This window comes from Paenibacillus cymbidii, assembly GCF_004764705.1.
In the GTDB taxonomy this organism is placed as follows: domain Bacteria; phylum Bacillota; class Bacilli; order Paenibacillales; family NBRC-103111; genus Paenibacillus_AN; species Paenibacillus_AN cymbidii.
The window spans coordinates 58606-82858 of sequence record NZ_SHLX01000006.1 but is presented as its reverse complement, the minus strand read 5'-3'; the positions used below and the strand labels follow the sequence as shown (position 1 = coordinate 82858).

Genomic DNA, 24253 nt, shown 5'->3' with positions numbered 1-24253 from the left:
GGTCAGTCCTTCGGCAACTGCGGCCGGACCGAGCTGCGGAATTGATTCGGCGTCATGCCGGTATATTTTTTGAACAGGGTGCAGAAGTAGGAGTAGTTGGAGAAGCCGACTTTGTCCGCCAGCTCGTAATTGCGGTAGTCGCCGCCGATCAGGTACCGTTTGGCCTGGTCGATGCGCTGCTCCATGATGTAGTCCACGATGGACGAGCCGACCTCCTTCTTGAACAATTGTCCCAGGTAGGAGGGGCTTAACTGAACCTCGCGGGCAATGATGTCGAGCGTTAATTCCTCGCGCAGCCGGTGCTTGATGAAGTGCACCGCTTTGGCGATTTCCGGCCGCACGGAGATCGCCCGGCTGCCGCGGTCGCGGTTGCGGGCCCACAGCGTCAAGCTTTCCAGCGCTTGATTCAAATGCGACATCCGCGCAAAATCCGGCCAAGCCGCCGCCGGATCAATCGGCGACGATGCCGCATGCGCCGCCGTTCCCAGCGCGGCAAACCAGGCGAGCAACCGATCCGGCGCCGGCTGCCAATGCTGCCCCGCGTTCCTTGCCCTGAGCACCCACGCTTCAAACGCCTCCAGCGAAGACGGCTGCCCGATCGCTTCGAATTCCGCCCGAAGTTTGGCGAAGAGGGCATTGGGCCAAGGATGGAAAGGGACAACGTCCGCTTCGAATACCGGCCGCGGCTCCCGCTGATAAAATCGATGGGGCAGCAGCGACAGGCATTGCCCGTAAATGCCCCGCAGCTTGTGCAGCGCAACAAACGGGCGGCTCACCGCCATCGTCAGCTGCAGATCCATGTATTGCTGCATCGGCAGCGCCCATTTCCGCGCGATTTCGCTGACGATCGTTCGTTCGTTTTTGTCGTCCGGTGCGTTTTCCCCAAGCTGGAGCAATACCGCAAATTGCCCCAACACGATAGGGAACAGCTCGAACCGGACGGATGGCAACGTCTGAACGGTTTCCCGCACGATCTCCAGCATGCTGAACTCCAGCAAGGCGTCGTCCTGACGGGGATACCGCTCCTTGTATTGCTCCAATTGATCGACCTGGCAGACGAGCAGGCATTGCTGCTCCTCCGACAGACGAATGCCGATCGGCAGCCCGCTCTGCACCATTTCCTCCGACGAAGCCAGAACGCCTTTCAGAATATGGTCAAAATATTGCTTGCGCAGCGGGTATTGATATTGATGCAGCAGCAATTGCTGCGCGCTCCGGGTTTGGTGGAGCGTCTGGCTCCTGTCCACGTCGCGGGCCGCCTGTTCCAGCGCCTCTTTCACTTCTTCCAGCTGCAGCGGAGCTTTCAGCAAATACCCGCAAGCATGCCGCTGAATGGCCTGCCGGGCATAGTTGAAATCCCTATGAGCGGTAAGCATGATGCAGCGAATGTCCGGTTGGTCTTCGTGAAGATGCCGCAGCAGCGTCAACCCGTCCATCACCGGCATCGTAATATCGATCAGCGCAATGTCCGGCTGCAGCGCTGCGCACAGCTCCCGCGCTTCCTGTCCGTTGGACGCTTCGCCCACGATGCGGTAACCCCAGGCCGCCCAAGGAACGCTCTCGCGAAAATGCTCTCTGCTCAAAGCTTCGTCATCCACCAACACGATCGTTTTCACGGCAGTGTTCCTCCTTCGGGAATGTCGACGGGAAGCCGGATGAGAATCCGGGTGCCTTCCGCTTCCGTACTCGCAAGCGTCATGCGGTACGGATGGCCAAAGGTAAGCTTCAGGCGTTCGTTCACGTTGCGCAGGCCGATCGGCCCCGAATCCCGCGCCCCGCCGCCGGAATCGGCAGCTTCATCCGCCTCTTCGACGGACATTTGCAGCATGCGCTGCAAGTGCCGCAGCTTTCCGGCGGGGATGCCGACCCCGTCGTCTTCGATCATAATCGACCATTCCGCCGGTCCGGTCGATGTCCCGATGAACAGCGTTCCCGTCCGTTTGGCCGGAATCAGGCCGTGGAAGATGGCGTTCTCCACAAGCGGCTGCAGAATGAATTTGGGCATGGCGTACTCGAGCGTGGACGGGTCGATGTTGATTTCCACGTCGAACTGGTCCGCATAACGGATCAGCATCAGCTCGATGTAGTCTTCGAGCGCCTTCAGCTCTTCCCGCAAGGAAGTCCGTTTCGGCGTCTTGTCCAGACTGTATGCCAATTGACCGGTCAACGCCGAGATCAGTTGATCGACTTGAGCCATTTGCCCTTGTTTGGCGGAAATGCCGATGGCATTCAACGTATTGTACAAAAAGTGCGGCTTGATCTGGGCCTGGAAAGCCAGCAGATCGGCGGCCTTTTTTTTCGCTTCGGTGCGCTTCAGGTTGACGATCAATTCGCGGATGCGTGCGGTCATCTGATTGAATTGGCGAAACAGAACGCCGAGCTCGTCCTCGCGGTTGACGCGGATCGAGGTGTCCAGATCGCCCAGACTGAACCGGTTCATGGACGTGGAGATCGTGCGCAGCGGGCGGCTGACCAGCTTGGTAATGAAGCTGGCGATGCCCAGCGACAACAGCAGCGACACGAAGGCAAGCAGCCAGTTGAAAGCGATCGAGTTGTGCAGCGGCCGCAGCAGCACGGTTTGGTCCATGATCCACACCACCTGCCAACCGAGCACGTTGTTGACGCTGCGGATGAGGAACAACGTCCGGCCGCGATCGACCAGCGTTCGCGTCGACCAATCCGATTCGAACAAGTCGGGCGACAACCGGCTCAGCACGAACCGGTTCCGATAGACGTCGTACGTGCTATAAGGAGATTCGCCGTAAACGGGTTGGTTGCTTCGGTCCAGCAAAAGCAAATCGCCTTGCAGCGACGATTGTTTATTCGGGTTCAGCGCCTGGTACAGCTGCGTCAAATCCAGATCAAGCGCCAGTATTCGCGGCGCCGACACGCGATCCGAGCCGATGGTCATTGCGGCGGTGACGGTGAACGAAGAGACGGGAGAAAAGTAGGGAGGAAGCCAGTACAAAAAATTAGGGTCGCGAACGGTTTGCAATTGCTCCAGAAAAGAGCGGCTTTCGGTAAGCTTCCAACTGAACACGGAGGTGCTGGCCAGCATCTGGTCGTTCTGCAGCAGATGAATATTTTTGGCGTTCGGCATGTACAGCATCAGGTTGCCCGTAAACCATTTGCCGATTTCTTCATGGTTGTCGCCCTGAATGCGCGGATCGCTTGCGACGGAGCGGAAGAAGCTTTCGACGTTTTTCAAATTCAGCTGCAAATATTCATTGGATTTATCGATAATCTGCGCGGCGTATTCGGTTTGCGCGCGCAGCAGGGTAGCCGAAGAATGCCGGTAATAAAAATACCCGAGCGTCAGAATGATCGACTCCACCAGCAGGAACGTGATCATGAACAGCTTCCAGGTCAGTTTCTTTTTGCGGTAATGGTTGGTCAGCAGGCGAAACGGACGCATCACGAACAGGGAAGCCACCCCCGAAGCAACGAATTGGCGATTCACCTCCATTATAACGGAAAACGGCGGCGGTGCTTGCCGCCCGGACGCATTTCAACGGATAACGAAGGATTTTATCAGATAATGAATTTTTTTGCCAAAGTCGACCGCCTATACTGGGGGTAAGGCGCCGATGCGCAGCGCCACATCACGGCAGAATCGAGGGGTTCGCTTGCTGAAGCGGCTTGCCAGGTACAAAGTGCGACTGATCTTCATCTGGATTGGCTTGTGTTATTTTATCGTCTTCAAATATGTTCCGATGTACGGACTCGTCATCGCGTTCCAAAATTATCGTATCGGAAACGCCTTCCTTCACGGGCCGTGGGTCGGTTTCGATCATTTTGCCACCTTTTTCGAAAATCCGGACTTCACGCGCGTCATTCGCAACACGCTGTTAATCAGTTTGTACCGGCTGGTGTTTACGTTCTTCCCGCCGATCGTGCTGGCGATCCTGCTTAACGAGGTGACGCGGAGCTGGTTCAAACGCTGGGTGCAAACGCTGACGTATTTGCCCCACTTCCTGTCCTGGGTCATCATTTACGGGATTACGTTCGCCTTCCTGTCCGAAGGCACCGGGCTGGTCAATCAATGGATCAAACAACTGGGCTTTTCCACGATCGGCTTCCTGCAGTCGGAAGAATGGTTCCGCACCATTCTCGTGTCCACCGACCTGTGGAAGGACTTGGGCTGGAGCACGATCATTTATATGGCGTCGATCGCTTCGATCAATCCGGAACTGTACGAAGCCGCGAATATCGACGGGGCCGGCAAACGGCGGCAAATTTGGCATGTGACGCTGCCGGGCATCGGTTCGGTCATTATTCTGTTGTTCATTATCCGGCTCGGCCATGTCATGGACGCCGGTCTGGAGCAAATTCTCGTGTTCTACAACCCGCTCGTTTACGCGGTGGGCGACATTATCGACACGTGGACGTATCGCATGGGGATTATGGAAGGCCGTTACAGTCTGGCGTCGGCGGTCGGCGTGTTTAAATCGCTGGTGGGGCTTGCGCTCATTATCGGTGCCAACTGGATCGCGCGCCGTTGGAACGATTCGGGCATCTGGTGAACGCGGCGATTCCATTCGGAAGGAGATTCGAACGACAGATGATTATCTCACGCCAGGAAAAATGGTTTCAATACGCGAACTACACGCTGCTGCTGGTGATCGGGCTTGGCGCGTTGTTTCCTTTTTTGTACATCGTTTCGGTTTCGCTTACCCCGACTTCCGTGGTCGACCGTTACGGCGGATTTCTGATCTTCCCGCGCCAGATTACGTTCGCCGCCTACCAGCAGGTGTTCACGAACTCGGCCATTCCGCGTTCGCTGCTGAACTCGTTGTTTATCACCGGCGCCGGTACGCTGCTGAGCCTGCTCGTTACCGCCGTCATGGGGTTCGGTCTGGCCAAACAAGGCGTTCCGGGACGAAGCGTTTATCTGTTTCTGGTCGTGTTCACGATTCTGTTCAGCGGCGGCATCATTCCCACCTATCTCGTCGTTAAAGACGTCGGCCTGCTGAATTCCTTGTGGTCGTTGATTATTCCAACACTGATCAATCCGTTCAACCTGCTGATATTCAAAACGTTTTTCCAGCAGCTTCCGAAGGAACTGGAGGATGCCGCGGTGATCGACGGCAGCAGCGAGCTGGGCATTTTCGTGCGGATTACGCTCCCGCTGTCCGTAGCCGTCCTGCTCACCATCGGCCTGTTCTACGCCGTTTTCTACTGGAATGTGTATTTTCACGCGATTCTGTATTTGACCGATGCCGAACGTTACCCGCTGCAGGTTGCGCTGCGCCAGCTGCTGATGCAGCCCGACCCGACGGTCCTGGACATGAGCTCGGACTACGAGGTGCCGGCAGAAACGATGAAGATGGCGGGCGTTGTCGTATCGACGCTTCCGATCGTGCTGGCGTATCCGTTCGTGCAAAAATATTTTATGAAAGGAGCGACGCTCGGGGCGGTAAAAGGTTGAAGAACTTGGAATAGGGAATGAAATTGACAGATATTGAATCGAATTGTGCCGGGTGACATTTTACACTAGGGGTAGCTTCAAACCAATTCCAGGGGGAATCCATATGCGTACGAAACGGAATACGATCGCCGCAGTATCGCTTGCCGCCAGCATGCTTCTCGTCTCCGCGTGTTCATCCGGTTCATCCGGCACGGAGAAGACGGGGGCGACAAGCCAGCCGAGTCCGTCCGGCTCGTCTGCCGCTTCTCAGTCGCCGGCCGCGTCGGCGAAGCCCAGCGTCGATATGAGCAAAAAATACAGCATCGAATACGCCCGCCTGCTCAATTCGGTGAATGCCACCGACAAGAAGCTGATTGACGAGAACCCGATCCGGACGCAGCTCGAAAAGGATTTGAATATCGCCTTCAAGCTGACGACCACTCCCGGGCAAATGCCGGATTACACCCAGAAGCTGAATACGCGGATCGCAGCGGGCGACTTGCCCGACATTGTCCGGGTGGGCCGCGACGATTTGGTCAAGTATATGCAGAACGGCACGATCATTCCGCTCGACGAGCTGCTGAACCAGGTGCCCGAGCTGAAAAAGTCGCGTACGGCGGACGAATGGGCGCTCGACAAAATCAACGGCAACATTTACGGCGTCCCCTTGCTGCAGCAGGGCGGCGCGGCGACGGCCCATTATATTCGCAAGGATTGGCTGGACAAACTGAACCTGAAGATGCCGACGACGACGGATGAGCTGTACCAGGTGCTGGTTGCCTTCACGAATAACGATCCGGACGGAAACGGCAAAAACGATACGTTCGGCTACAGCTCGGGAGGGTTGAACACAACGATGCAGGGGATGTTCGCGAACGCGTTCGGCATGCCGCAGATCGGCGCGATCAAGTCGGGAATGCCGGAAGACTGGATCGACTCCAAGGGAGAACTGCATTTCGGCGCCATCTCCGACGAATTCAAAAATTATTTGCTGTACTTGAACAAGCTGACGGCCGCAAAGGCGGTCGATCCGGATATTTTGACCAACACGAACCCGATATTCCAGAAAAAAATGGTCGCCGGGCAGTTCGGCGTGGCCGCCATCGCCAATCCGCAAAACTGGATGATCGGCGGCACTCCCAAATTGCTGCAGCAGATCAAGGAAGCGAATCCGAAAGCGGAATGGGTGTACCTGCCTCCGGTCAAAGGGCCGACCGGCCTGTTCGGCAACGATGCCGACGCTTCCTCCTCCAGCCTGAACGTGGCGATCACGAAAAACGCGCTCAAGGACCCCGGGCTGGCCAGCCGCATCATCCAACTGATCGATTATACGGATACGCGGCCGAACCCGAAGCTCGGCGGAAAAATGATCACCTACGGCATCGAAGGCACGCACTATAACGCGGCCAACGGCAAAATCACTTTGCTGCCTGCCTTTGCGGGCGATTCGGCCGCTTACTTCTCCTCCTTGCAGATGGCGGGAATCAAGCCGGATATGGATTTCTACAAGAATACGTTCACGGATCAGGATCTGGCGGCCATGAAACAGGTGTACGCCGACAACAGCAAAGGCAATGTCATTGCGGACAACTATTACAACGAGCTGCCGTTCGTGTTCGACGGCGAAACGTACATTCAGGAGATGGAGCTCAAGTTCATTTACGGCAAGATCGGCTTCGACCAGTGGGATACTTACGTGAACACGCTGAAGACGACGTACAAATACAATCAGGTGATGGAGCAGCGGAAAAAAGATTTGCAGGCGGTCGGTTTGCTGAAGTAGGCGGGATAAGGCAAATAGAAAGGACGAGAGGTTTTGGACAAACGACCGAACGTGCTCTACATCATGGCCGATCAGTTTCACGCCGATTGTCTCGGGATCGTTCGCGAACAGGTGCGGACGCCGCATCTGGATCGGTTGGCAGCGGAAGGGGTCCGGTTCAAGCAGGCTTATTGCAACAATCCGGTCTGCGCGCCGTCGCGCGCCACGTTTATTACCGGCCAATACCCGCACACCCACGGCGTCATCGGCAACGACGTCTTCGCGATGAACGACCGCAACGAGCATACGCTGTCGGCCGTGTTCCGCCGCACCGGCTACCAGACCGCGCTGGTCGGCAAGTCGCATATGATCGGCGCGTGGGATGCGGAAGGCTTCGAATACTTGCGCTATTGCGACCTGTGCGATTGCGACCGCAACGACCCGCTCGCCAATCCCTACTTTCGTTATTTGCACGAACACGGATTGGCCCATCTGTACGATCTCGGGACGCTGAAGAAGGAGCATCCGGGCAGCAATATCCGGGCGTTCGAATCGCTAATTCCGGAGCGGCATTCGCTGGAGACGTGGACCGGCGACGAAGCGCTGCATTTCCTGCAAACCAGGGACGGACGGCGGCCGTTTTTCCTGCACCTGAGCTTCCAGCGGCCGCACGAGCCGTATACCGTTCCGTTCGACGGCGGTTTGTTGTACGATCCCGTGTCGATCGAGCTGCCGCCGGGTTTCGTCGACCTGTTCGAGCGTCGATTCGCCGGCAAACCGGAGAAGATGAAGGCGTTGGCCGGCACGGTCGGCGGTTTCCCGTATGTGCCGGAGGATGAAGCGGATTTGCGGCGCCAGCTCGCTTTCTACTACAGCCTGATCACACGAATCGACGGGCAGATCGGCCGCGTATTCGAGTATTTGCGGGAAACCGGCGAATACGACAACACCGTGATCGTTTTTACGGCGGATCATGGCGATTTTGCCGGCGATCACGGCCTGGTGAACAAGAACATCGGCATCTACGAATCGATTCACCGCATTCCGTTCCTGCTGAAATTTCCGGGCGGACCGGCCGGGCGCGTCATGGACGGCATTATGGAAAGCGTCGATATGTTCCCGACACTGTGCGAGCTGTGCGATTGCACGATTCCGCAAGGCGTGGAAGGCAGAAGCCTGAAGCCGGTCGTGGCGGGCGAGCTGCCGGGAAAGCCGGCAACCGTCTGCGAATGGTCGGTCGCCCGTTACGAGCGGCGGGTCAACGCGATCCGCACCGACCGTTACCGGCTCGTGTATTACGGACGGGGCGAAGGCGAACTGTACGATCACGAAACCGACCCGCACGAGCTGGATAACCGTTACGACGACCCGGCTTACGCGGCAATCAGGCTTTCGCTGACGGAGCAGATCGTCGATCATATCGCCCAATACCGGGCGAAGTCGGACAAGGAAATCAGCGGGAAAGTCAGCCACGGCACCCGCAATGCGATGACCCGGCTGCTGCACACCGGCCGCCGGAGCTGGGACGAAATCGAACATTTGTATACGTAACGAACCGGCAGGAGGATAAAATGGCGCTCATCATCGGCAGGCAGCAGCAAGCTCATTGTTCGTCCCATCGGCAGTTTGCTTACGAGTTGACATGGCTGCCGGAGAACAACTATCTTCCCGGCACCGAAGTGGAAATCCGCGCCGGCCTGTTCCGGCAAAAGTACGAATGGACCATCCACCGGATGGAGATGGCGGGGGTGGAGGCGTTGTTCAGCCCGGCCGTCAGCCGGGACGCGCCGGACCCGCTGCTGAACCGCAAGCAGCATATCGTCTTCAAGGCAAGATTGCTGGAGATGACGGTCAAAGCGCAGCCGGTGGCGATCGGACTTGTGGCGACGCCGTCGATGTATGCCGGCATGGACCTGGAATTGTTCGTTTGGGTGCGGGAACCGCTGCCGGGCCATGCGGCGACGGACTCGGAACGTTTTCCTGTCGTCAGGGAAAAGGGAGAAGGCTGCAGGCTGAAGGTGACGGCCGGGCCCGTCGAACGGTTTTCGGTTTATTCGCGGCCCGCCCCGTCCGCGGCCCGCGGGACCGTACGAACGTGTCTCGTGCCGGAAGACCGGTACGGCAATCCGTCCCGTTTTGCCCGGCCGGTTGGCGTTGAGTGGTCGTGGGGCGACATCCGTTCCTCGCTGACGATGACGGATGCCGCTACGATCGAACTTCCGGCGCCGGAGGCTGCTCCGTCGGAGCGGTTGACGATTCGCATCCGAATGGATGAGCTGTCCGCCGACGAAAATATCGCCAACGGCTCCACCCACGGCGAGTATTTGGCGGTGAAAGGCAATCCGGTGCTGCCGGGCAAAAGGAGCGGGCTTGTGCCTGCATTCGGCGATATTCATTGGCATACGGAGACGGTCGTCGGCTCCGACGGCGGACGTTCGTTAAGCGCGGCGCTGCTGTCGGCACGGGACGAATTGAACATGGATTTTGCCGCGCCGAGCGATCACAGCCCGCTGGAAGCGGAATGGGCGCTGACGACCGAGACGGTGGACGCGTTTAACGAAGCCGATCGGTTCGCCGTCCTGTACGGCTGGGAAAATTCCACGAACCGCGGCCACGAAAATTATTATTTCGCCGAGCCGCGGCAAGACGCCGTTCATGGCGGGCGGGCCGGCTTGCCGTCCGGAAATCTTGCGGATGCGACGAAGCGGCTGGATGCGATGCGCGGCGTGCTTGCCGTGCCCCATCACACCAACATTACCGCAACGATGAAAAAAGACGGGGTGCCGATGTGGCACCAGTACAACTGGACGGAGCCGCGCGAATACCGGCGTTTGGTCGAAATCGTGCAAAATCGCGGCAACCAGGAAAAAAACGATTACACCGACGCCTGGCGCGGCTTGTCGCACAACCGGAACGCTTCCGTTCAGGATGCCCTGCGCACCGGGCACCGGCTCGGTTTTACCGGCGGCACCGACAACCATGTCGGCTGGCCGGGGCGCGTCCTGTTCCACGACCGCAAGAGCGTGATCATGACCGGCGTTTGGACCGAACGCGTGGAGCGCGGCTGCGTGTTCGACAGCCTGTGGCAGCGGCATACGTGGGCGGTTTGCGACACGCGGGCGATCGTATGGTTTGCGCTGAACGACAGGCTCATGGGCGGCGAACTGGCGGTTGCCGCGGGAACGGAGCTGGTCGCGCAGCTGTCCATTATGGCCGAAGCGCCGCTGCAGACGGTCGATATCGTATCGGAAGGGCAAACGGTGTGGTCGTCTTCATTTTCCGGAACGACGGTCGACGTTCGGGTGCCGCTGGGCAAGGCGGACCGTTCGACGCATTACTACATGCGGGCCTTGCAGCGGGATGGCGGGTTCATGTATGCCAGTCCGATATTCGTTGCCACCTTGGAGGAGTAATCCGTGAATACACGCAAACCGAACATCGTAATGCTGCTGATCGACGATCTTGGCTGGAAGGACGTCGGCTTCATGGGCAGCACGTATTACGAAACGCCGCATATGGACCGCCTTGCCGCTGATGGCATGACTTTCGGCAGCGCTTATGCGTGCCCGAACTGCGCCCCCTCGCGCGCTTCGCTCATGACCGGCCTGTATTCGCCGCGCCACGGCATTTATACCGTCGGTTCCGCGGAGCGGGGACCGGCGCACAAGCGGAAGCTGATCCCGCCCGCGAACCGCGGCATACTCGGCGTCGAACATGCGACGATCGCCGAAAGGCTGAAGGCGGCAGGGTATGCCTGCGGGCATATCGGCAAATGGCATCTGGGCGAAGGGCCGGCGACGGGGCCGGAAGGAAGAGGGTTCGACCTTAACGTCGGCGGCATTCATAAAGGGCAGCCGCCTGCCGGTTATTTCAGTCCATTTCATATTGCCACGCTCCCCGACGGCCCGGAGAACGAATATTTGACCGACCGGCTGACGAACGAAGCGCTGCGGTTTATCGACGATCATGCCGAACAGCCGTTTTTTCTTTACTTTGCGCACTATGCGGTGCACAAGCCGCTGCAAGCCAAGCCGGAGATGATCGCAAAATACGAGCGCAAAGAAGCGAGCCAGGGGCAGGATAACCCGGTTTATGCCGCCATGATCGAAAGCACGGACGACAGTGTCGGCCGCATTGTCGGCAAGCTGGACCAGCTTGGTTTGGCGGACCATACGATCGTGCTGCTCGTTTCCGATAACGGTGGCCTCGGCGGTTATGGGGCCGAAGGCCTGGGGGCGCATGACGTGACGTCCCAACTGCCGCTTCGCGGAGGGAAGGGGATGTTGTACGAAGGAGGCATTCGTGTGCCGATGGCGGTCAAGTGGCCGCAGCGGATCGAGCCGGGGACAACGTGCGATACGCCCGTTATGGTGATCGACTTCCTGCCGACGATCCTCGAAGCGGCCGGAGTGAGCGAGCCGGCGGCGCCCGCGGATGGGGAAAGCTTGCTGCCGCTGCTGGAGCAGAACGGCGGGTTGGCGCGGGACACGTTGTTCTGGCACTTCCCCGTCTATCTGGAGGACGGGGCGGGCAATTGGCGGACGAGGCCCGGAGCGGCGCTGCGGCACGGCGACTGGAAATTGATCGAATGGTTCGAAACGGGTTGCCTGGAGCTGTACCGGCTGACGGACGACATCGGCGAACGGCACAATCTTGCCGGGGAGCTGCCTGATCTTGCGCGGGAGCTGCACGAACGGATGCAGCGTTGGCGCGAAGCCGTGCATGCGCCTGTGCCGACGGAATGGAATCCGGCTTATGCGCCCGAATCGGCGGATTCCATATGACAACCTACAGAACATGACGAGAGAGGACGGGAAGGCAAAATGGGGCAAACGTTCAAAGCGGCGCTGATCGGCGCGGGGGAGCGGGCGCGCAACGTCATTTATCCGGCGCTTGCCGCGCTTGGCGATGTGGAGCTTGCGGCCATCTGCGATATCGATCCGTCGATGCGGCAGATCGCCGCCGACCGATTCGGGATCGAGCGGCGGTATGGCGATTCGGGGGCGGATTATCGGCGGATGATCGCGGAGGTCGAGCCCGACGCCGTTTTTGCGATCGGCCAGCCGCATCATCTGTACGACGTCTGGATGTGGTGCCTGGAGCGCGGCCTTCCGCTGTATATCGAGAAGCCGCTGGGGCTGAACATGCATCAGGCGCGGGCGCTCGCCCATGTGGCGCAAGCGGGCAACTGCATTACGCAAGTGAGCTTCCAGCGCCGGATTACGCCGCTTGTGGTTCAACTGCGGGAGGAATGCCTGAAGCGCGGCCCGATCGTCCATGCGGTGTGCAAATTTTACAAGTCGGAAGTGCGGCCGTTCCTCGGAATGCGCGACCATATGATGGACGATTGTGTGCATGCGATCGATACGTTGCGCTGGATTTGCGGCGGCGAAGTCGCCCGTGTGGACAGCCATGTGAAACGGGTGCTGACGCCGGACATCAATTTCATCTCGGCGACGCTGCATTTCGATAACGGCGCGACCGGGTATTTGCTCAACAGTTGGTCCAGCGGCAGAAGAATTTTTCAGGTGGAGATGCACGCGCCGAATATTTGCGCCGAGGCGGAGCACGAGAGCAAAGGTTATTTGTATGCGGACGGCGACACCAAAGGCGTGGCGTTCGATACGAAGCAGGCGGCGGGCAGCGACGAACCGTATGCGTACACCGGCGTGCTGGCCAAGTGCCGCGAATTCGTCGACTGCTGCAAGGAGGGCCGGCTGCCCGAGTCTCATTTTGGCGACGCCTTGAAGACGATGGAGGTCGCCGAAATTATTTTGGCGCAGGCGCTGTTGGCGGGGAAGTAAGCGAACGCCGCACTGAAGTCGGCGGATTATATGCGAAAAATCATACAGAATGAGTGATGTTCGCACCAAAGCTGGCGATTATATGCGAAAAATCATACAGAATGAGTGGCATTCGCCTCAAAGCCGGCGATTATATTCGAAAAATCATACACAATGAGCAGCCCCGGCCCCGGACCCAGCAATTATAGTCGAAAAATCATATTTCATGGCCTATTTCTTAAGTTGAAAGGAGCGTATGGATGAAAAAAACGATTTGCCTGCTGCTGGTTGCTTTGCTGTTGGTAGCGTCCGTCCAGGTGGCGTCGCCCAGGTCTGCTTCCGCTGCCGCCTTGCCAAGGCCGGTCGTATCCGGCAACACGCTGAAAACGCCCGCCGGCGACTTGCTTCGCGGCACTCACGTTTCCTACGGAGCCAATTGGCCGGACCTGACGGCGCTGGCGAACGACGTCGACACCTGGAGGAGGGCGCAGGAATTCGGCCTGAATCTCATGCGGATCACGAATCGGGACGCGGAGGCTTACAAAATCAACACGACCGAAAATCCCCCGACTCCGCTGCCGATCTGGACGATCGAAGACAACCTGGAAGAGCTCGACGGCCTGATCGACATCGCGGAAAGCCTGGGCATGTACGTCATGATTACGCCGAACTCCCGCACGGGCACCTTCAGCAAACAATATTTGCAGGACTTCTGGACGTTGGCCGCTCCCCGCTACAAGGACCGCACCAACGTGTTTTACGAGATGCAGAACGAACCCGTGCAATGGAGTGCGAACGATTACACGAATGCGACGCTTAACGATCTGGCGGATATTTACGGCATCATGCGCAGCGGAGCGCCGAATACCCCCATTCTGAGCCTTTGCGTTGCGGTGGCTTCGGACGATATCCGGCCGATCGTCCAGCAGTATACGAATAAGACCGGGATCAATTGGTCCGCCGGCAAAGATTTGGTTTCCATTCACCCCTATGGCACAACATCGGATACGAATATCAATACGCTGAAAATCGCTTACCCGGTGATGAACACCGAAAGCGGGCATCCGCGAAGAGATGCCACGAAACCGATAAGCCCCTATACCTACCATACCGAAATGTTCGAGAAGAAGGGGATCAGTTGGGTGGATTTCTGGATGGCGCGCACGGACGACGTGTTTGCCCGGTGGACCTACAATTTGATCGACGATGCCAAGGTCCGCAATTATTACTGGAAAGCGACCGACGACGTTATTACCGACGGGCTCGACGATCTGGCCTTGACGGACTCTAGCGCCAACGTCACATTCGCTACCGCAAACGCGAATGCGTATTTTGCCGGCGATGCGTCAAGAATTACGCGCGCGGGTACCGGGGCGGGTTCGATTGTTTATAAGCTCGACGGCGATTTGACCGGTGTCGGCTCGATGAAAGTGAATGTTTTTTATAACGATACGTCGATCGGCGTCAAATTGTATGTTTCGGAGGACGGGATTAACTGGCGGATGGTGACGCGGAGCAATTCGACGCCGGTCGCAACGGCGGGCGGATGGAAGCAGACGGATGTGACGTTTGCGGACGCCGTTCCGGTCAATGCCGGGTATATCAAGTTGGAGCTGGTGGCCGGCGTCGTCAATCAAATCGGTTCCGTGCAGTTCAATTCCTGGGACAGGAACCACTACGGCGGCGTCGACGAGCTCGACACGTGGAATTTTATCGCATCCAAATCGGCGAATATGGTAGCGGCCGCTGCCGGCAACGTCAAAAACTCGTTCGACTCCGATCCCGACAGGGCGATGAAAAACAGCGCGGCAGCGAGATACATCGCCTATAAGACATTCGACGACGTATACGACGGGTTGTATTTGACGGCGTTCATTAAAGGCGGAAGCACGGGGGTGTTGTTCTATACTTCTCCCGACGGGACCAACTGGACTTCCTTCAGCGACGCCAATATGACGACCAAAACAGTCGGCATGCCGGACGGGACGTGGTCGCGAAAAGACTATACGCTCGACTATGCGGCTCATCCGCTGCCGAACGGCACGAAATATATCAAGGTGGAAATCCCGACAACCTCCAATTATCAAAATACGCAACTCGGTTCGTTTACCTGGTGGACGCGTTACGATTATACCGGCGTTCCATTGCCAACGCCAACACCGACGCCAACGCCAACTCCAACTCCAACACCGACGCCCACCACCCAGGCAAACTTTGAAAGCGCCGCCGCCTCGCTTGACGGGATCCTGATCGAAACCGGCGAAACCGCCGTCGGCACCATGTACGTGGACGAGATCAAGGTGACGGCCAATTAGCTTGGCAAGCATCGCATCGGACAGTTCCTTCCATGAGGGGGACTGTCCGTTTTAGTGCGACTGCTCCGCCACATCGACAACGATGCTGCCGATCAGCCGCTCCGAGACGTAGGCGGTCAAACGCCAGCGTCCGGCCGAAGGCAGCTTCATGGAAGAAACGACGCTCGCATCCGCCCCGTTGACCGCTCCGCCTACCGCCTCGGCACGGAACACGTCAATCAGTTGTTCCCTTCCTTGCTTGACGGCAACGACACGAAACGGTCCTTGCAACGATTCCGGATTTCCCCACAGATGCCACATGTACTTGTTTGCCTTACCGGCGATAAATCCCGGGTCGACAAAAGCGAGCTTGTCTTTGATGCCGCTCATCTGCAGCAAGCCAAGCTGAAAATGCGGGCTCGGTTCCCAACCGGCCGGTCCGGCCACAATAACGACATCGCCGAACCATTCGTCGTCGAGGTAAATATCGAGCTTCCACGGTCCTTCCGCCGGCAAACCGAAAGGCGTTGCAACCTTCGTGACGGAAGGGTAAGCCGGATCGGATTCGCCGATGACAACGTCGGCAAGCAGCGTCATTTTGCTGCCTGTTCGTTCCTGCGTCGCTTCGACCCGCAAATGTCGTCCCGCCATCTGCTCCGGCGGCTGCTCGAAGATCCACCAGCTTCCTTCCTGCTGCCCCGCGGTTGCATTTCCTCCGGGCAATACGGTCAACATCTTCCGCCCGTCGCGTTCGTATACTTGCCGCTGCAGGTGGAGATCGTCCGGCGCCGCCCGGAACGGTTGCCCGGATCGAAGGTGCGGGCTGGTCTTGTTGCCGACTGCCGGAAGCTGCAGCGCCAGCGGCAGCAGGACAGCGGCGATGAGCGCGGCCCAGACGATGCGCGTTGTGGCGCGTTTGCCTGTAGGAGGGCGTTTGGCTGCGCCCGCGATGCGTTCCGCCAGCTTCGGCGTGAAACCGGCGCCCTGTACCGGGGGCGCAGCGAGCTCCGCGTACCAGGCCGGCTGCGGCGGGGGCCAGTCGCGTTCCTCGCCGGGAACGCGGGAATCGGTACTATTTTGCCGGCGCTCCTTGTTCTCTCGATCCATTAATCCGTCTCCTCCTTCATGCGTGAGCCGACCTGTGCCCGTGCCCGATGAAGCCGCGATTTGACCGTTCCGGGCGAGATGCCGAGCAGACGGGCGATTTCCGTTTGATTCATCTGGTAATGCGCTTCCAGTACCAGCACTTCCCGCAGCTTGCGCGGCAAGCCGAGCACAATGCGCCATAACCGGCTTGTTGCATGCCGGGCCATAAATTCCGCTTCCGCGGACGGTCCGTTCCGGTGCGGCTGGCGGCGGATGAGCCGGAGCGTCACGAGCCGGCGCAGCGTTTCCGTTTTGATCGCGGAGAGCGCCGTATTGCGCGCGATCGTCAGCAGCCACGTGCGCAGCGAGCTGTCGCCGCGAAACGAGTACAACCCGCGGTACGCCTTGAGGAACACATCCTGGGCGATATCGTCGGCAGCGTCGCTGGAGCGGGTCATCAAATACGCGTAATGCCAAATCTCTTTGCCGTACTTTTCCATCATTTCGCGCAGGATCGCATCTTTATCCTCCGTTTCGCGCAAGTGGCGCAGCATCCGCTCCATCGTTTCACCGCCTTCTTGCTGTATTAGACTGCCGGGCGGCAAAATGGTTCCCTTCCTTACGCCGCGGCCCCTGCCAATTTAGGCCCAAAACCGCATCGATTGGCGCTATGCGCCCGCTTGAATTGTTGTATAATGATTTTATTGATTGAAGCAAATCAGCGTGGCCACGCTTCCGAAGCCCGTTTGCTCCGCAAACGGTTCAGACCCGGCACAAGTGGAGAAAATCAATGCCGATTGGACCTGAGGAGGGCCCAATGCGGTAATATAGGAAAAGTTCACGCCATGCAGCGCGGGAGGATACATGGAGCCCCAGTGGATCTATTTTCACCGGAATGACGGAGAAGACGGCATCGGCATTTTATTGGATCTCGGGGCGGGGCGGCGGCTGGCGAAAGCGTCTTATCCGATATTGCTGACCTACGCGGTGAACGTATATCATGCGGCGGAAACGAAGGAGCAAGCGGAGTTGGTGCGCCAGGCGCTGGTGCTGCTGGAGGAAACGCTGCAGGAGCGGCTGACGCGCGCCGGGTCCGGGGAATACATCGGGCGGATCGATTCGCAGACGCGTGTGGAATATGTGTTTTATGTGCGGGAGGAAGCGGCGGCGATGGCGGCGGTCCGCCACGTGGCAACAGCCGGCATCGAGCTGCGCACGCGTTGTCATGCGCGGGAAGACGAGGAGCATTCGTTTTATCGCACGTACTTGCACCCGAGCCCGCGCGAGAAGCTGCATGCCAGCAATACCGCCCTGCTTCAGGGACTGCGGGCCGACGGGTACAAAACCGGGAGAGAGCAGCGCATCCACTTCTGGCTGCGTTTCCTCGACAAGCGCGGCTATGAGGAAGGCAAACGGGAGCTTGGCGAGCTCGGCTTCCGGATCGAAAATTCGCCGACGGAACGGCCGAGCGGCCACGGCTATTTGCTGCAAGTGTCGCGCATCGGGATGCTCGACGCGCCGTCGCTGAACGAAGCGACGGACGGCCTTTACAAGCTGGCCGCCGCGCGCGGCGGCATCTACGAAGGCTGGGGCCTGCAGCCGCGGCGCGGCGCGGGCCGCAAGCTGCGCGCGTATCTGCCGCGGCTGCTCGGCGCGTTATGCGCGCTGAGCGCCTTGGCCGGCATCGTGGCGATCGTGTCCGCGCTGATGAAGTAGACGGCGAACGTCCGGGCGCCAGGGTGGCAGCCGCCCTGGCGCTACTCCTCGACATAAGGAATGGTCAGCGGCCCCAGCGGCATGACGGCGATCGTCATGTCCGGGCCGTATTTGCGTTCGAGCGCCTGCAGCGTCGTTTCGAGCTGCGGCGCCGGCTTCAGCATGGCCAGCTCCACCTGCTCGTCGGTCAGGCTGGAATGCACATACACATCGGCCCACGTCTGGATGACCGCCTGCTTCTGCACCTGCCATTGGTCGAACATGCGGAACGACTTGTCTTCGATCATGGCGAGGATGTCGGCCGGCGTTTTGCGCATCGCCAGGATGGCGGCGTAATTGCCGTGGTTCGGCAGCCCGTCGGAGCATTCCGCGGCGCAGATGATGGTGCCGCCTTGTTTGACGATTTTGTGGGCGGCGCTCATGCCTTTGACCGCTTGGTACAAGTTCTGGTCGAGCGGGTAGCCCGAATTCGACGTCAGCACCACGTCGAAGCGCCGCTCGCAGCGCACCATCGCATGTTCCTTGGCGAAGGCGCAGCCCGCGTCGTGCGCGGCGAACAGCTCGCCGGCGAACACGGCGGTGATGGCTTTGCCGCCGTTCAGCGTCACATTGAGCATAAAGTGCGGCTTGCACATCCGGTTCACTTCCCGCGCCATATCCTGCAGCGGGTTATTCGTCATGTTGCCCCAGGTGGCCAGCGGGTCGCCGATCATGCGCGCGTTGTGAAACGTCAGAATCGTTTCGATTCCGGCGATGCCCGGCATGATGCCTTTGGGCCCGCCCGAAAAGCCGGCAAAAAAATGCGGCTCGATGAATCCCGTCACGATGCGGAAATCCGCTTCGACATACTCCTTGTGCAGGTACACGTCGCAGCCGAACGAGCTGTGGCCGACCCGCGTCAGCCGGTCCGGGTTCTGGAACGCGTTGTTGATGACGCGGTAGCGGGAGACGACGTCTTCGCCGAGCATCTGCACGAACTCGTCGCGGGTCTGGTCGCGGTGCGTGCCGGTGCCGTTGATGATCACGATCTGCTCCGCGGGCACGTGCGGCAGCTCCTGCAGCAGCCACGGCACCAGCTTGTGGTTGGGCGTCGGCCGCGTAATGTCGGAGATGACGATGGCGACTTTGTCCGTAGGCTTCACCATGCCGGCGAGCGGCGGCGTGCCGATCGGCTGCCGCAGCGCGGCTGTCACCGCGGCCTCTTCGTCGGCCAGCCCCGGCAAGTGGCGCGGCTCGACGACGACGGCGCGATCGGGCACTTCCACGGCAAGGCCGTGACGGCCGTAGGCGAGTGTTACGTTCATGGTGCTTTCCTCCTTTTTGTACCGAAACGTGGGCGGCGAGACAAGCAATTTGCCGCCGCCGGGTGCGGGACGGAATAAGCCGGGAAAATCGGCTTATTCTGCTGCCGGAGCGCCGCGCCCGGCGAGAAAAGCGCGCGTCAACTGCTCGGCGGCATCCGCCAGCAGCGTCTCCGCGTCACGGATCGCGTCCGCCAGCGCCATCGGGCCGTTCGCGATGCTGACGACGGCCGTGATGCCGCGTGCGTGCAGCGGCCGGGTGCCGCCACCGACGGAGCCGGCCAGCACAAACACGGGCACGCCGTACTTGCGGGCGACGGTGGCGACGCCCAGCGGCGTTTTGCCCATGGCGGTTTGCGCGTCGATGCGGCCTTCGCCGGTGAAGACGAGCGCGGCCCCTTCCATATGATGGGCAAGTTTCGTCATTGCCATCACAATGTCGACGCCCGGCTGCATCGTCGCGGGAAAAAACGCGCGAAACGCCCCGCCGATGCCGCCCGCCGCCCCCGCACCCGGCATATCGTGCAAACGGACGCCGGTGTGGCGCTCGACTAGGTCGGCCCACTGCGTCATGCCGCGATCGAGCGCGGCGACCATGTCGGGCGTCGCCCCTTTCTGCGGGCCGAACACGTGCGACGCGCCCTGCGGGCCGACGAGCGGATTGTTTACGTCGCAGGCAATCGTAAACGTGCTTTCGCGAATGCGCGCGTCCCATTCGCCGTCGTCGATGGCGGCGATGCGCGCCAGTTCCGCGCCGCCGGCGAATGCGGCGATCGGCGCGCCGCCCTCATCGCGCAGCTTGAGGCCAAGCGCCTGCAGCATGCCGAGGCCGCCGTCGTTCGTGGCGCTGCCGCCGATCGCCAGAATGAAGCGGCGGTAGCCGCCGTCCAGCGCATGGCGGATGAGCTCGCCGGTGCCGTACGTCGTCGTGAGCAGCGGGTTGCGGCGCGCTTCCGGCACGAGCACGAGGCCGGAGGCGCTGGCCATCTCGACGACGCAGGTGACGCCGTCGCCAAGCACGCCGTACGCCGCGCGGACCGGTTCGCCGAGCGGACCGGCGACGGTCACGGCGACGCTGCGGCCGCCGGTGGCGGCGACGAGGCTGTCGGCCGTTCCTTCGCCGCCGTCGGCGACCGGGACGAGCACGGTTTCCGCCTGCGGCGCAGCTTTGGCGACGCCGCGGGCGATCGCATTGGCCGCTTCCGGCGCGGACAAGCTTCCTTTAAACGAGTCGGGTGCGATGACGATCTTCACTTCGGTTCGTCCTCCGTCGAGCCGTCCGGCAGCCGTGCCAGACAAGGCGGACGCTGCCGAAGGCGTGATTATGAATCCGGTTGCAATGGGTATTAGGTATATTATATCGGGTTTTCGGGCAAAACGATTCAGTCGTTATCGCCAAATATACGTTATAATAGTGGTAATTTTATAGGCGCAATGTCTAAAAGGAAGAAGGCGAACCGATGCTGACCGAACCGCTTGCCCAATCGATCGTACGCGAAACGATGGCTCGTTTGCGGTACAACATCAACATTGTCGACGAGTCGGGAACGATTATCGCTTCCGGCGATCCGGAGCGCGTCGGCAACAAGCACGAAGGCGGTTTGGCCGCCATGCGCTCGCGGGCGCCGCTGGTCGTGACGGCGGAGAATGAAGCGGACTGGCCCGGCTGCAAACGCGGCATCAATTTGCCGCTTGAATTCGGCGGCGCAATTGTCGGCGCGATTGGCATCACCGGCGATCCGGAGGCGGTGGCGGCGATCGGCGATTTTGTAAAACTGACGACCGAGTTGATGATGCGGCAGGAGCAGCTATTGGCGCAGAAGGAGTGGCGGCAGCGGACGATGGAGGCGATCGCCGAGGAATTGATGCGCGGCGAACCGGACTGGCCGGCGATCGAACGCCGGCTCGGCATGCTGCAGGTGCGCCCGCAGCCGCCGTTCGACGTGCTGCTGGCAGCGTTTCCGGCCGCCGTCGAACCGGCGCGGCGCGAGGAGTTTGCCCGCAGGCTGCGCGAAGCGGCGGCGGGCGGAAGCGAGGAGATGGCGTTGTCCGCGTGGTACGCGGCGGACCGGCTGCTCCTCGTGATCGGCGGCGCGTTGCAGCGCGAAGCGGCGAAGCGCCCGGAGCTGGCCGCAGCGGCGGCGGAGCGGCTGATGCGCGGCTGCCGCGTCGGCAGCACGGCGCAGGCGGCCGGACTGCACGATGTGCCGGCGGCGATTCGCGAGTGCGAGTGGGCGCTGCGGCTTGGCGCGGCGTACCGGCCGCTGGCGGTTTACGCCGACGTGGCGACGCAGGCGCTGGTGCGCCAGCTGGCGCCAGCGCTGGGTCGGCGATTCGCCGAGCGGGTGCTGAAGCGGCTGCCGGACAAGCTGGACGAGTCGATGCAGGCGCTGTTCGACAACGACTTGAACGTTGCGGAAGCGTCGCAAGCGCTTGGCGTGCACCGCAATACGCTACTGTACCGGCTCGCCGGCATCAAGGAAACAACCGGCTTCGATCCGAAGCGGTTTCACGATGCGGTGGCGCTGCAGCTGGCGATTTGGCTGCGGGAGCAGGAGGAAGAGTAAATCGCGGGTTATGCTGCGCCAATGGGCCATCGCCATCGTCCCCGGACGAACGGCTTTGGCCTTTGGCGGTTGTGTGATCGAAATCAGCGGTCGAGGCCGATTTTTTTGCGATATTCTCCCGGCGTAATGCCCGTATATTTTTTGAACATGCGGATAAAAGAGTTTACGTTCGTATAACCGATTTTTTCGGATATTTGCTGGATACGCATGTTGTAGCTTTGCAACAGCAATTTGGCCCGATCGATGCGAAGCTGGTTGACATATTCCAGGTAGTTGCTTCCGGTTTTTTCTTTGAAATAAGTAGAAAGGTAGCCGGCCGAAAGATTCAGTTTTTCCGCCAGCCAGTCGAGGGATACATCCGTATCCAGATGATCGTTCAAGTGCTCGGTGACGAACCGGATAATCGGGTCCGGGTTTTTCTCCCGCTTCTCCATCCCGGTTTTTGCCTGCCGGACAAACGTTCCCAGCAACAGCTTGAGCTCTTCCGGCGTATGGCAGCGCTTGATCCGTTCGCTTATCTCGCCGGCCATTTCCTCCATGCGCAATTGTCGCGCTTGCATCTCCTTTTTGACGATGGCGACGGCCGATTCGGAAAATTCAAATAGTCGGACGGCCGAAGCGCCTTCCTCCTGCAGATGATCGATTCTGTCATCGATCCATTCGATGGCGTCTTCGGCATTCCCGTACAGCAGTCTGGTCAAAAATTGATGCTCCTGAGCGCCTGTCCATACGAATGGCGCGTGCTTCGTTTCCGCCGTGACAATAATTTGTGCGCCATCCGACAGCCTGCGCCGCTCTATCAGGTCGCTCACCCGCTGATAGGCGACCGTAAGCTGGGAGGAGTGGCTTTCCGCCGGACTGACGGCAATGGCGATGGAGAGGTAGTCCCGATCGATATCGAACACTTGTTTCATTTGCTGCAGAATCGTAATCAGACTTATTCCTTCCTGAAGGAACAGAACGGACAAAATTTGATCGTGTTCGAGTTGTAGCGTATGCGAATCCGTGTACCGTTCCGAGAAGGAGCGGTACACGAGCTCCCTGTAATGGGAAACCGCCCTTTCTTCATTGATTTCGGACGTGCTGTCGGCGTTTGGTTTGAAGATGAGCTTGAACAAGACAAGAACGAAGGGCTTGTCGGCAAAATGCAAGTCTTTGTTTTTGTCCCCGTTCATGCGGATTTTTTTCAATTTGTTGATGTAGGCGTAATGCTGGACGATCGAATTTGTAGTGGACAGATCCTCTTGTATCGCATCATTGGCAAGCATCATTTCCGAAATTTTGGTGTGGATCAGATCGAATTCCTTGATCTTCGTTCGGATGGAACCGTTGGAGCGCGTATTCTGGATCGCTTCCAGTATTTTTTTGATCGGAAGATGGAACCGGTTGGTCATCCAAAGCGAGAGCAGAAAGCCAACGATGACGGAAACGGCCAGCAGCGAGTAGAAAATCATTTTGAGATGAAAAATTTGGGACGAAATATAATCAATCGGAATAATGTTGATATACGTTAAACGGGAAGAAGCTCCCTGCTGATAAAAATAGTAGCTGTCCCCCTTCTTCTTGAAAGCGCTGTCCGGTGTGAAAACGGGGAGGATTTCAGACTGATCTTGACGATCCGAAGCGAAGATGATGCGGTTATCGTCGTCGATGATGATCAATTTGTCGTTGATGGAGTGATGGAAGGCCCGGTGCAGCTTCTCGGCGTCCAGAAACGCCATGATGGTCAAATTCGTTGCATATCGGTTATTGACGATGATCGGAATGTAGCGGTTCGTCTGTTTGTCGGAGGCAAAGGTGAAATCCGCAAATTCGGCGGCAGGATAAATGTGGAACAGAAAATTTCCTTCCAGCTCGTTCCGCCAAAATTCGGGGCTGTAGCGATCGTTGCGATAATATTTCTGCATAAAATCCTGATACGCAATCACGTTGTTTTTCTGAATGACGTAAGATTTGTCCTTCATATGGATAATGACGTTGTCCAGATACAGGAAAGGATTGGTAACGATCTGTTCCAGCTCAAGCCGGATTTGGTTGGCGATCCAGAAGTCCATGTCCGGGCTGTTGCCGAGCGCGATGACGTTGGTGCCGCCGGACTCGCTGAGCAGCATATTCCGGATCAGGACAAGATAGCTTTCGTAGTTGTCCACCGTGTGCTTGAGATTTAAATTGTTGTACTTGATGATTTCCCTGTATACCGCTTTTTGAAAAAAAGCGAAAGACATGAAATTGAAGCCGATCAGCAGCATGACGATAAGAAGGAAACCGGCGATCAAGCGGATGTAATGCGATTTCGTTCTGTTCGCAAGAGACGCCAGCTTCACCATAACAACCCTC

17 protein-coding genes are annotated in these 24253 nt (G+C 58.9%); 10 read left to right on the top strand and 7 right to left on the bottom strand.

The window, feature by feature from the left end; all coding sequences use genetic code 11:
• Positions 1 to 2 precede the first annotated feature (2 nt).
• Both EXY20_RS10215 and EXY20_RS10210 read right to left on the bottom strand, forming a co-directional pair.
• Positions 3 to 1616: a response regulator gene (locus EXY20_RS10215; RefSeq protein WP_135550468.1), complete on the bottom strand. Its 1614-nt coding sequence runs from the start codon at positions 1614 to 1616 to the stop codon at positions 3 to 5.
• Positions 1613 to 3415, bottom strand: coding sequence for a sensor histidine kinase (locus tag EXY20_RS10210; RefSeq protein ID WP_235885612.1), 1803 nt, complete (start codon positions 3413 to 3415; stop codon positions 1613 to 1615). The genes EXY20_RS10215 and EXY20_RS10210 overlap by 4 nt, the downstream gene beginning before the upstream one ends.
• Before the next feature lie 211 nt (positions 3416 to 3626).
• Between EXY20_RS10210 and EXY20_RS10205 the strand changes: the two genes are divergently transcribed.
• From EXY20_RS10205 to EXY20_RS10170, 8 genes are all read left to right on the top strand, one after another.
• Complete coding sequence (locus EXY20_RS10205) at positions 3627 to 4523, top strand: ABC transporter permease (protein ID WP_235885545.1); 897 nt, start codon at positions 3627 to 3629, stop codon at positions 4521 to 4523.
• Positions 4524 to 4561: 38 nt separating this feature from the next.
• Positions 4562 to 5428, top strand: coding sequence for a carbohydrate ABC transporter permease (locus tag EXY20_RS10200; RefSeq protein WP_135550462.1), 867 nt, complete (start codon positions 4562 to 4564; stop codon positions 5426 to 5428).
• A gap of 103 nt (positions 5429 to 5531) precedes the next feature.
• Positions 5532 to 7190, top strand: coding sequence for an extracellular solute-binding protein (locus tag EXY20_RS10195; RefSeq protein WP_135550460.1), 1659 nt, complete (start codon positions 5532 to 5534; stop codon positions 7188 to 7190).
• Positions 7191 to 7223: 33 nt separating this feature from the next.
• The gene (locus EXY20_RS10190) at positions 7224 to 8720 is read left to right on the top strand and encodes a sulfatase family protein (RefSeq protein WP_135550458.1); all 1497 of its coding nucleotides are present in this window, start codon (positions 7224 to 7226) and stop codon (positions 8718 to 8720) included.
• Between the two features lie 20 nt (positions 8721 to 8740).
• Positions 8741 to 10582, top strand: a complete 1842-nt coding sequence (locus tag EXY20_RS10185; protein ID WP_135550456.1) for a CehA/McbA family metallohydrolase domain-containing protein — start codon at positions 8741 to 8743, stop codon at positions 10580 to 10582.
• 3 nt (positions 10583 to 10585) lie between these two features.
• Positions 10586 to 11953: a sulfatase gene (locus EXY20_RS10180; RefSeq protein WP_207671247.1), complete on the top strand. Its 1368-nt coding sequence runs from the start codon at positions 10586 to 10588 to the stop codon at positions 11951 to 11953.
• A 39-nt stretch (positions 11954 to 11992) separates the two neighbouring features.
• Complete coding sequence (locus tag EXY20_RS10175) at positions 11993 to 12973, top strand: Gfo/Idh/MocA family protein (RefSeq protein ID WP_135550454.1); 981 nt, start codon at positions 11993 to 11995, stop codon at positions 12971 to 12973.
• 239 nt (positions 12974 to 13212) lie between these two features.
• Positions 13213 to 15267: a cellulase family glycosylhydrolase gene (locus EXY20_RS10170; protein WP_135550452.1), complete on the top strand. Its 2055-nt coding sequence runs from the start codon at positions 13213 to 13215 to the stop codon at positions 15265 to 15267.
• Positions 15268 to 15318: 51 nt separating this feature from the next.
• Here the strand turns inward: EXY20_RS10170 and EXY20_RS10165 are convergent, their stop codons facing one another.
• Together EXY20_RS10165 and EXY20_RS10160 are read right to left on the bottom strand one after the other, a co-directional pair.
• Positions 15319 to 16353 carry a DUF4871 domain-containing protein gene (locus tag EXY20_RS10165; protein WP_135550450.1) on the bottom strand — a complete coding sequence of 345 codons (1035 nt, stop codon included), beginning with the start codon at positions 16351 to 16353 and terminating at the stop codon, positions 15319 to 15321.
• Complete coding sequence (locus EXY20_RS10160; protein WP_135550448.1) at positions 16353 to 16895, bottom strand: RNA polymerase sigma factor; 543 nt, start codon at positions 16893 to 16895, stop codon at positions 16353 to 16355. Before EXY20_RS10160 ends, EXY20_RS10165 begins: the two co-directional genes overlap by 1 nt.
• A 301-nt stretch (positions 16896 to 17196) precedes the next feature.
• Between EXY20_RS10160 and EXY20_RS10155 the strand changes: the two genes are divergently transcribed.
• Positions 17197 to 18048, top strand: a complete 852-nt coding sequence (locus EXY20_RS10155; protein WP_135550446.1) for a ribonuclease E inhibitor RraB — start codon at positions 17197 to 17199, stop codon at positions 18046 to 18048.
• A 41-nt stretch (positions 18049 to 18089) separates the two neighbouring features.
• Here EXY20_RS10155 and larA read toward each other — a convergent pair whose 3' ends face one another.
• Positions 18090 to 19352: a nickel-dependent lactate racemase gene (larA, locus tag EXY20_RS10150; protein WP_135550444.1), complete on the bottom strand. Its 1263-nt coding sequence runs from the start codon at positions 19350 to 19352 to the stop codon at positions 18090 to 18092.
• A 93-nt stretch (positions 19353 to 19445) separates the two neighbouring features.
• Positions 19446 to 20603, bottom strand: coding sequence for a glycerate kinase (locus EXY20_RS10145; RefSeq protein WP_135550442.1), 1158 nt, complete (start codon positions 20601 to 20603; stop codon positions 19446 to 19448).
• A 206-nt stretch (positions 20604 to 20809) separates the two neighbouring features.
• Here EXY20_RS10145 and EXY20_RS10140 point away from each other — a divergent pair, with 206 nt between their 5' ends.
• Positions 20810 to 21916: a CdaR family transcriptional regulator gene (locus tag EXY20_RS10140; RefSeq protein WP_135550440.1), complete on the top strand. Its 1107-nt coding sequence runs from the start codon at positions 20810 to 20812 to the stop codon at positions 21914 to 21916.
• Between the two features lie 83 nt (positions 21917 to 21999).
• Here the strand turns inward: EXY20_RS10140 and EXY20_RS10135 are convergent, their stop codons facing one another.
• The gene (locus tag EXY20_RS10135) at positions 22000 to 24243 is read right to left on the bottom strand and encodes a helix-turn-helix transcriptional regulator (protein ID WP_167859137.1); all 2244 of its coding nucleotides are present in this window, start codon (positions 24241 to 24243) and stop codon (positions 22000 to 22002) included.
• Positions 24244 to 24253 lie beyond the last annotated feature (10 nt).

Bases quoted from the DNA above. Each gene is read 5' to 3' on its own strand.
- larA (WP_135550444.1), bottom strand. From the start codon at position 19,352: ATGAACGTAACACTCGCCTACGGCCGTCACGGCCTTGCCGTGGAAGTG.
- EXY20_RS10155 (WP_135550446.1), top strand. From the start codon at position 17,197: ATGGAGCCCCAGTGGATCTATTTTCACCGGAATGACGGAGAAGACGGC.
- EXY20_RS10170 (WP_135550452.1), top strand. From the start codon at position 13,213: ATGAAAAAAACGATTTGCCTGCTGCTGGTTGCTTTGCTGTTGGTAGCG.
- EXY20_RS10185 (WP_135550456.1), top strand. From the start codon at position 8,741: ATGGCGCTCATCATCGGCAGGCAGCAGCAAGCTCATTGTTCGTCCCAT.
- EXY20_RS10135 (WP_167859137.1), bottom strand. From the start codon at position 24,243: ATGGTGAAGCTGGCGTCTCTTGCGAACAGAACGAAATCGCATTACATC.
- EXY20_RS10165 (WP_135550450.1), bottom strand. From the start codon at position 16,353: ATGGATCGAGAGAACAAGGAGCGCCGGCAAAATAGTACCGATTCCCGC.
- EXY20_RS10160 (WP_135550448.1), bottom strand. From the start codon at position 16,895: ATGGAGCGGATGCTGCGCCACTTGCGCGAAACGGAGGATAAAGATGCG.
- EXY20_RS10140 (WP_135550440.1), top strand. From the start codon at position 20,810: ATGCTGACCGAACCGCTTGCCCAATCGATCGTACGCGAAACGATGGCT.
- EXY20_RS10210 (WP_235885612.1), bottom strand. From the start codon at position 3,415: ATGCGTCCGTTTCGCCTGCTGACCAACCATTACCGCAAAAAGAAACTG.
- EXY20_RS10195 (WP_135550460.1), top strand. From the start codon at position 5,532: ATGCGTACGAAACGGAATACGATCGCCGCAGTATCGCTTGCCGCCAGC.
- EXY20_RS10200 (WP_135550462.1), top strand. From the start codon at position 4,562: ATGATTATCTCACGCCAGGAAAAATGGTTTCAATACGCGAACTACACG.
- EXY20_RS10175 (WP_135550454.1), top strand. From the start codon at position 11,993: ATGGGGCAAACGTTCAAAGCGGCGCTGATCGGCGCGGGGGAGCGGGCG.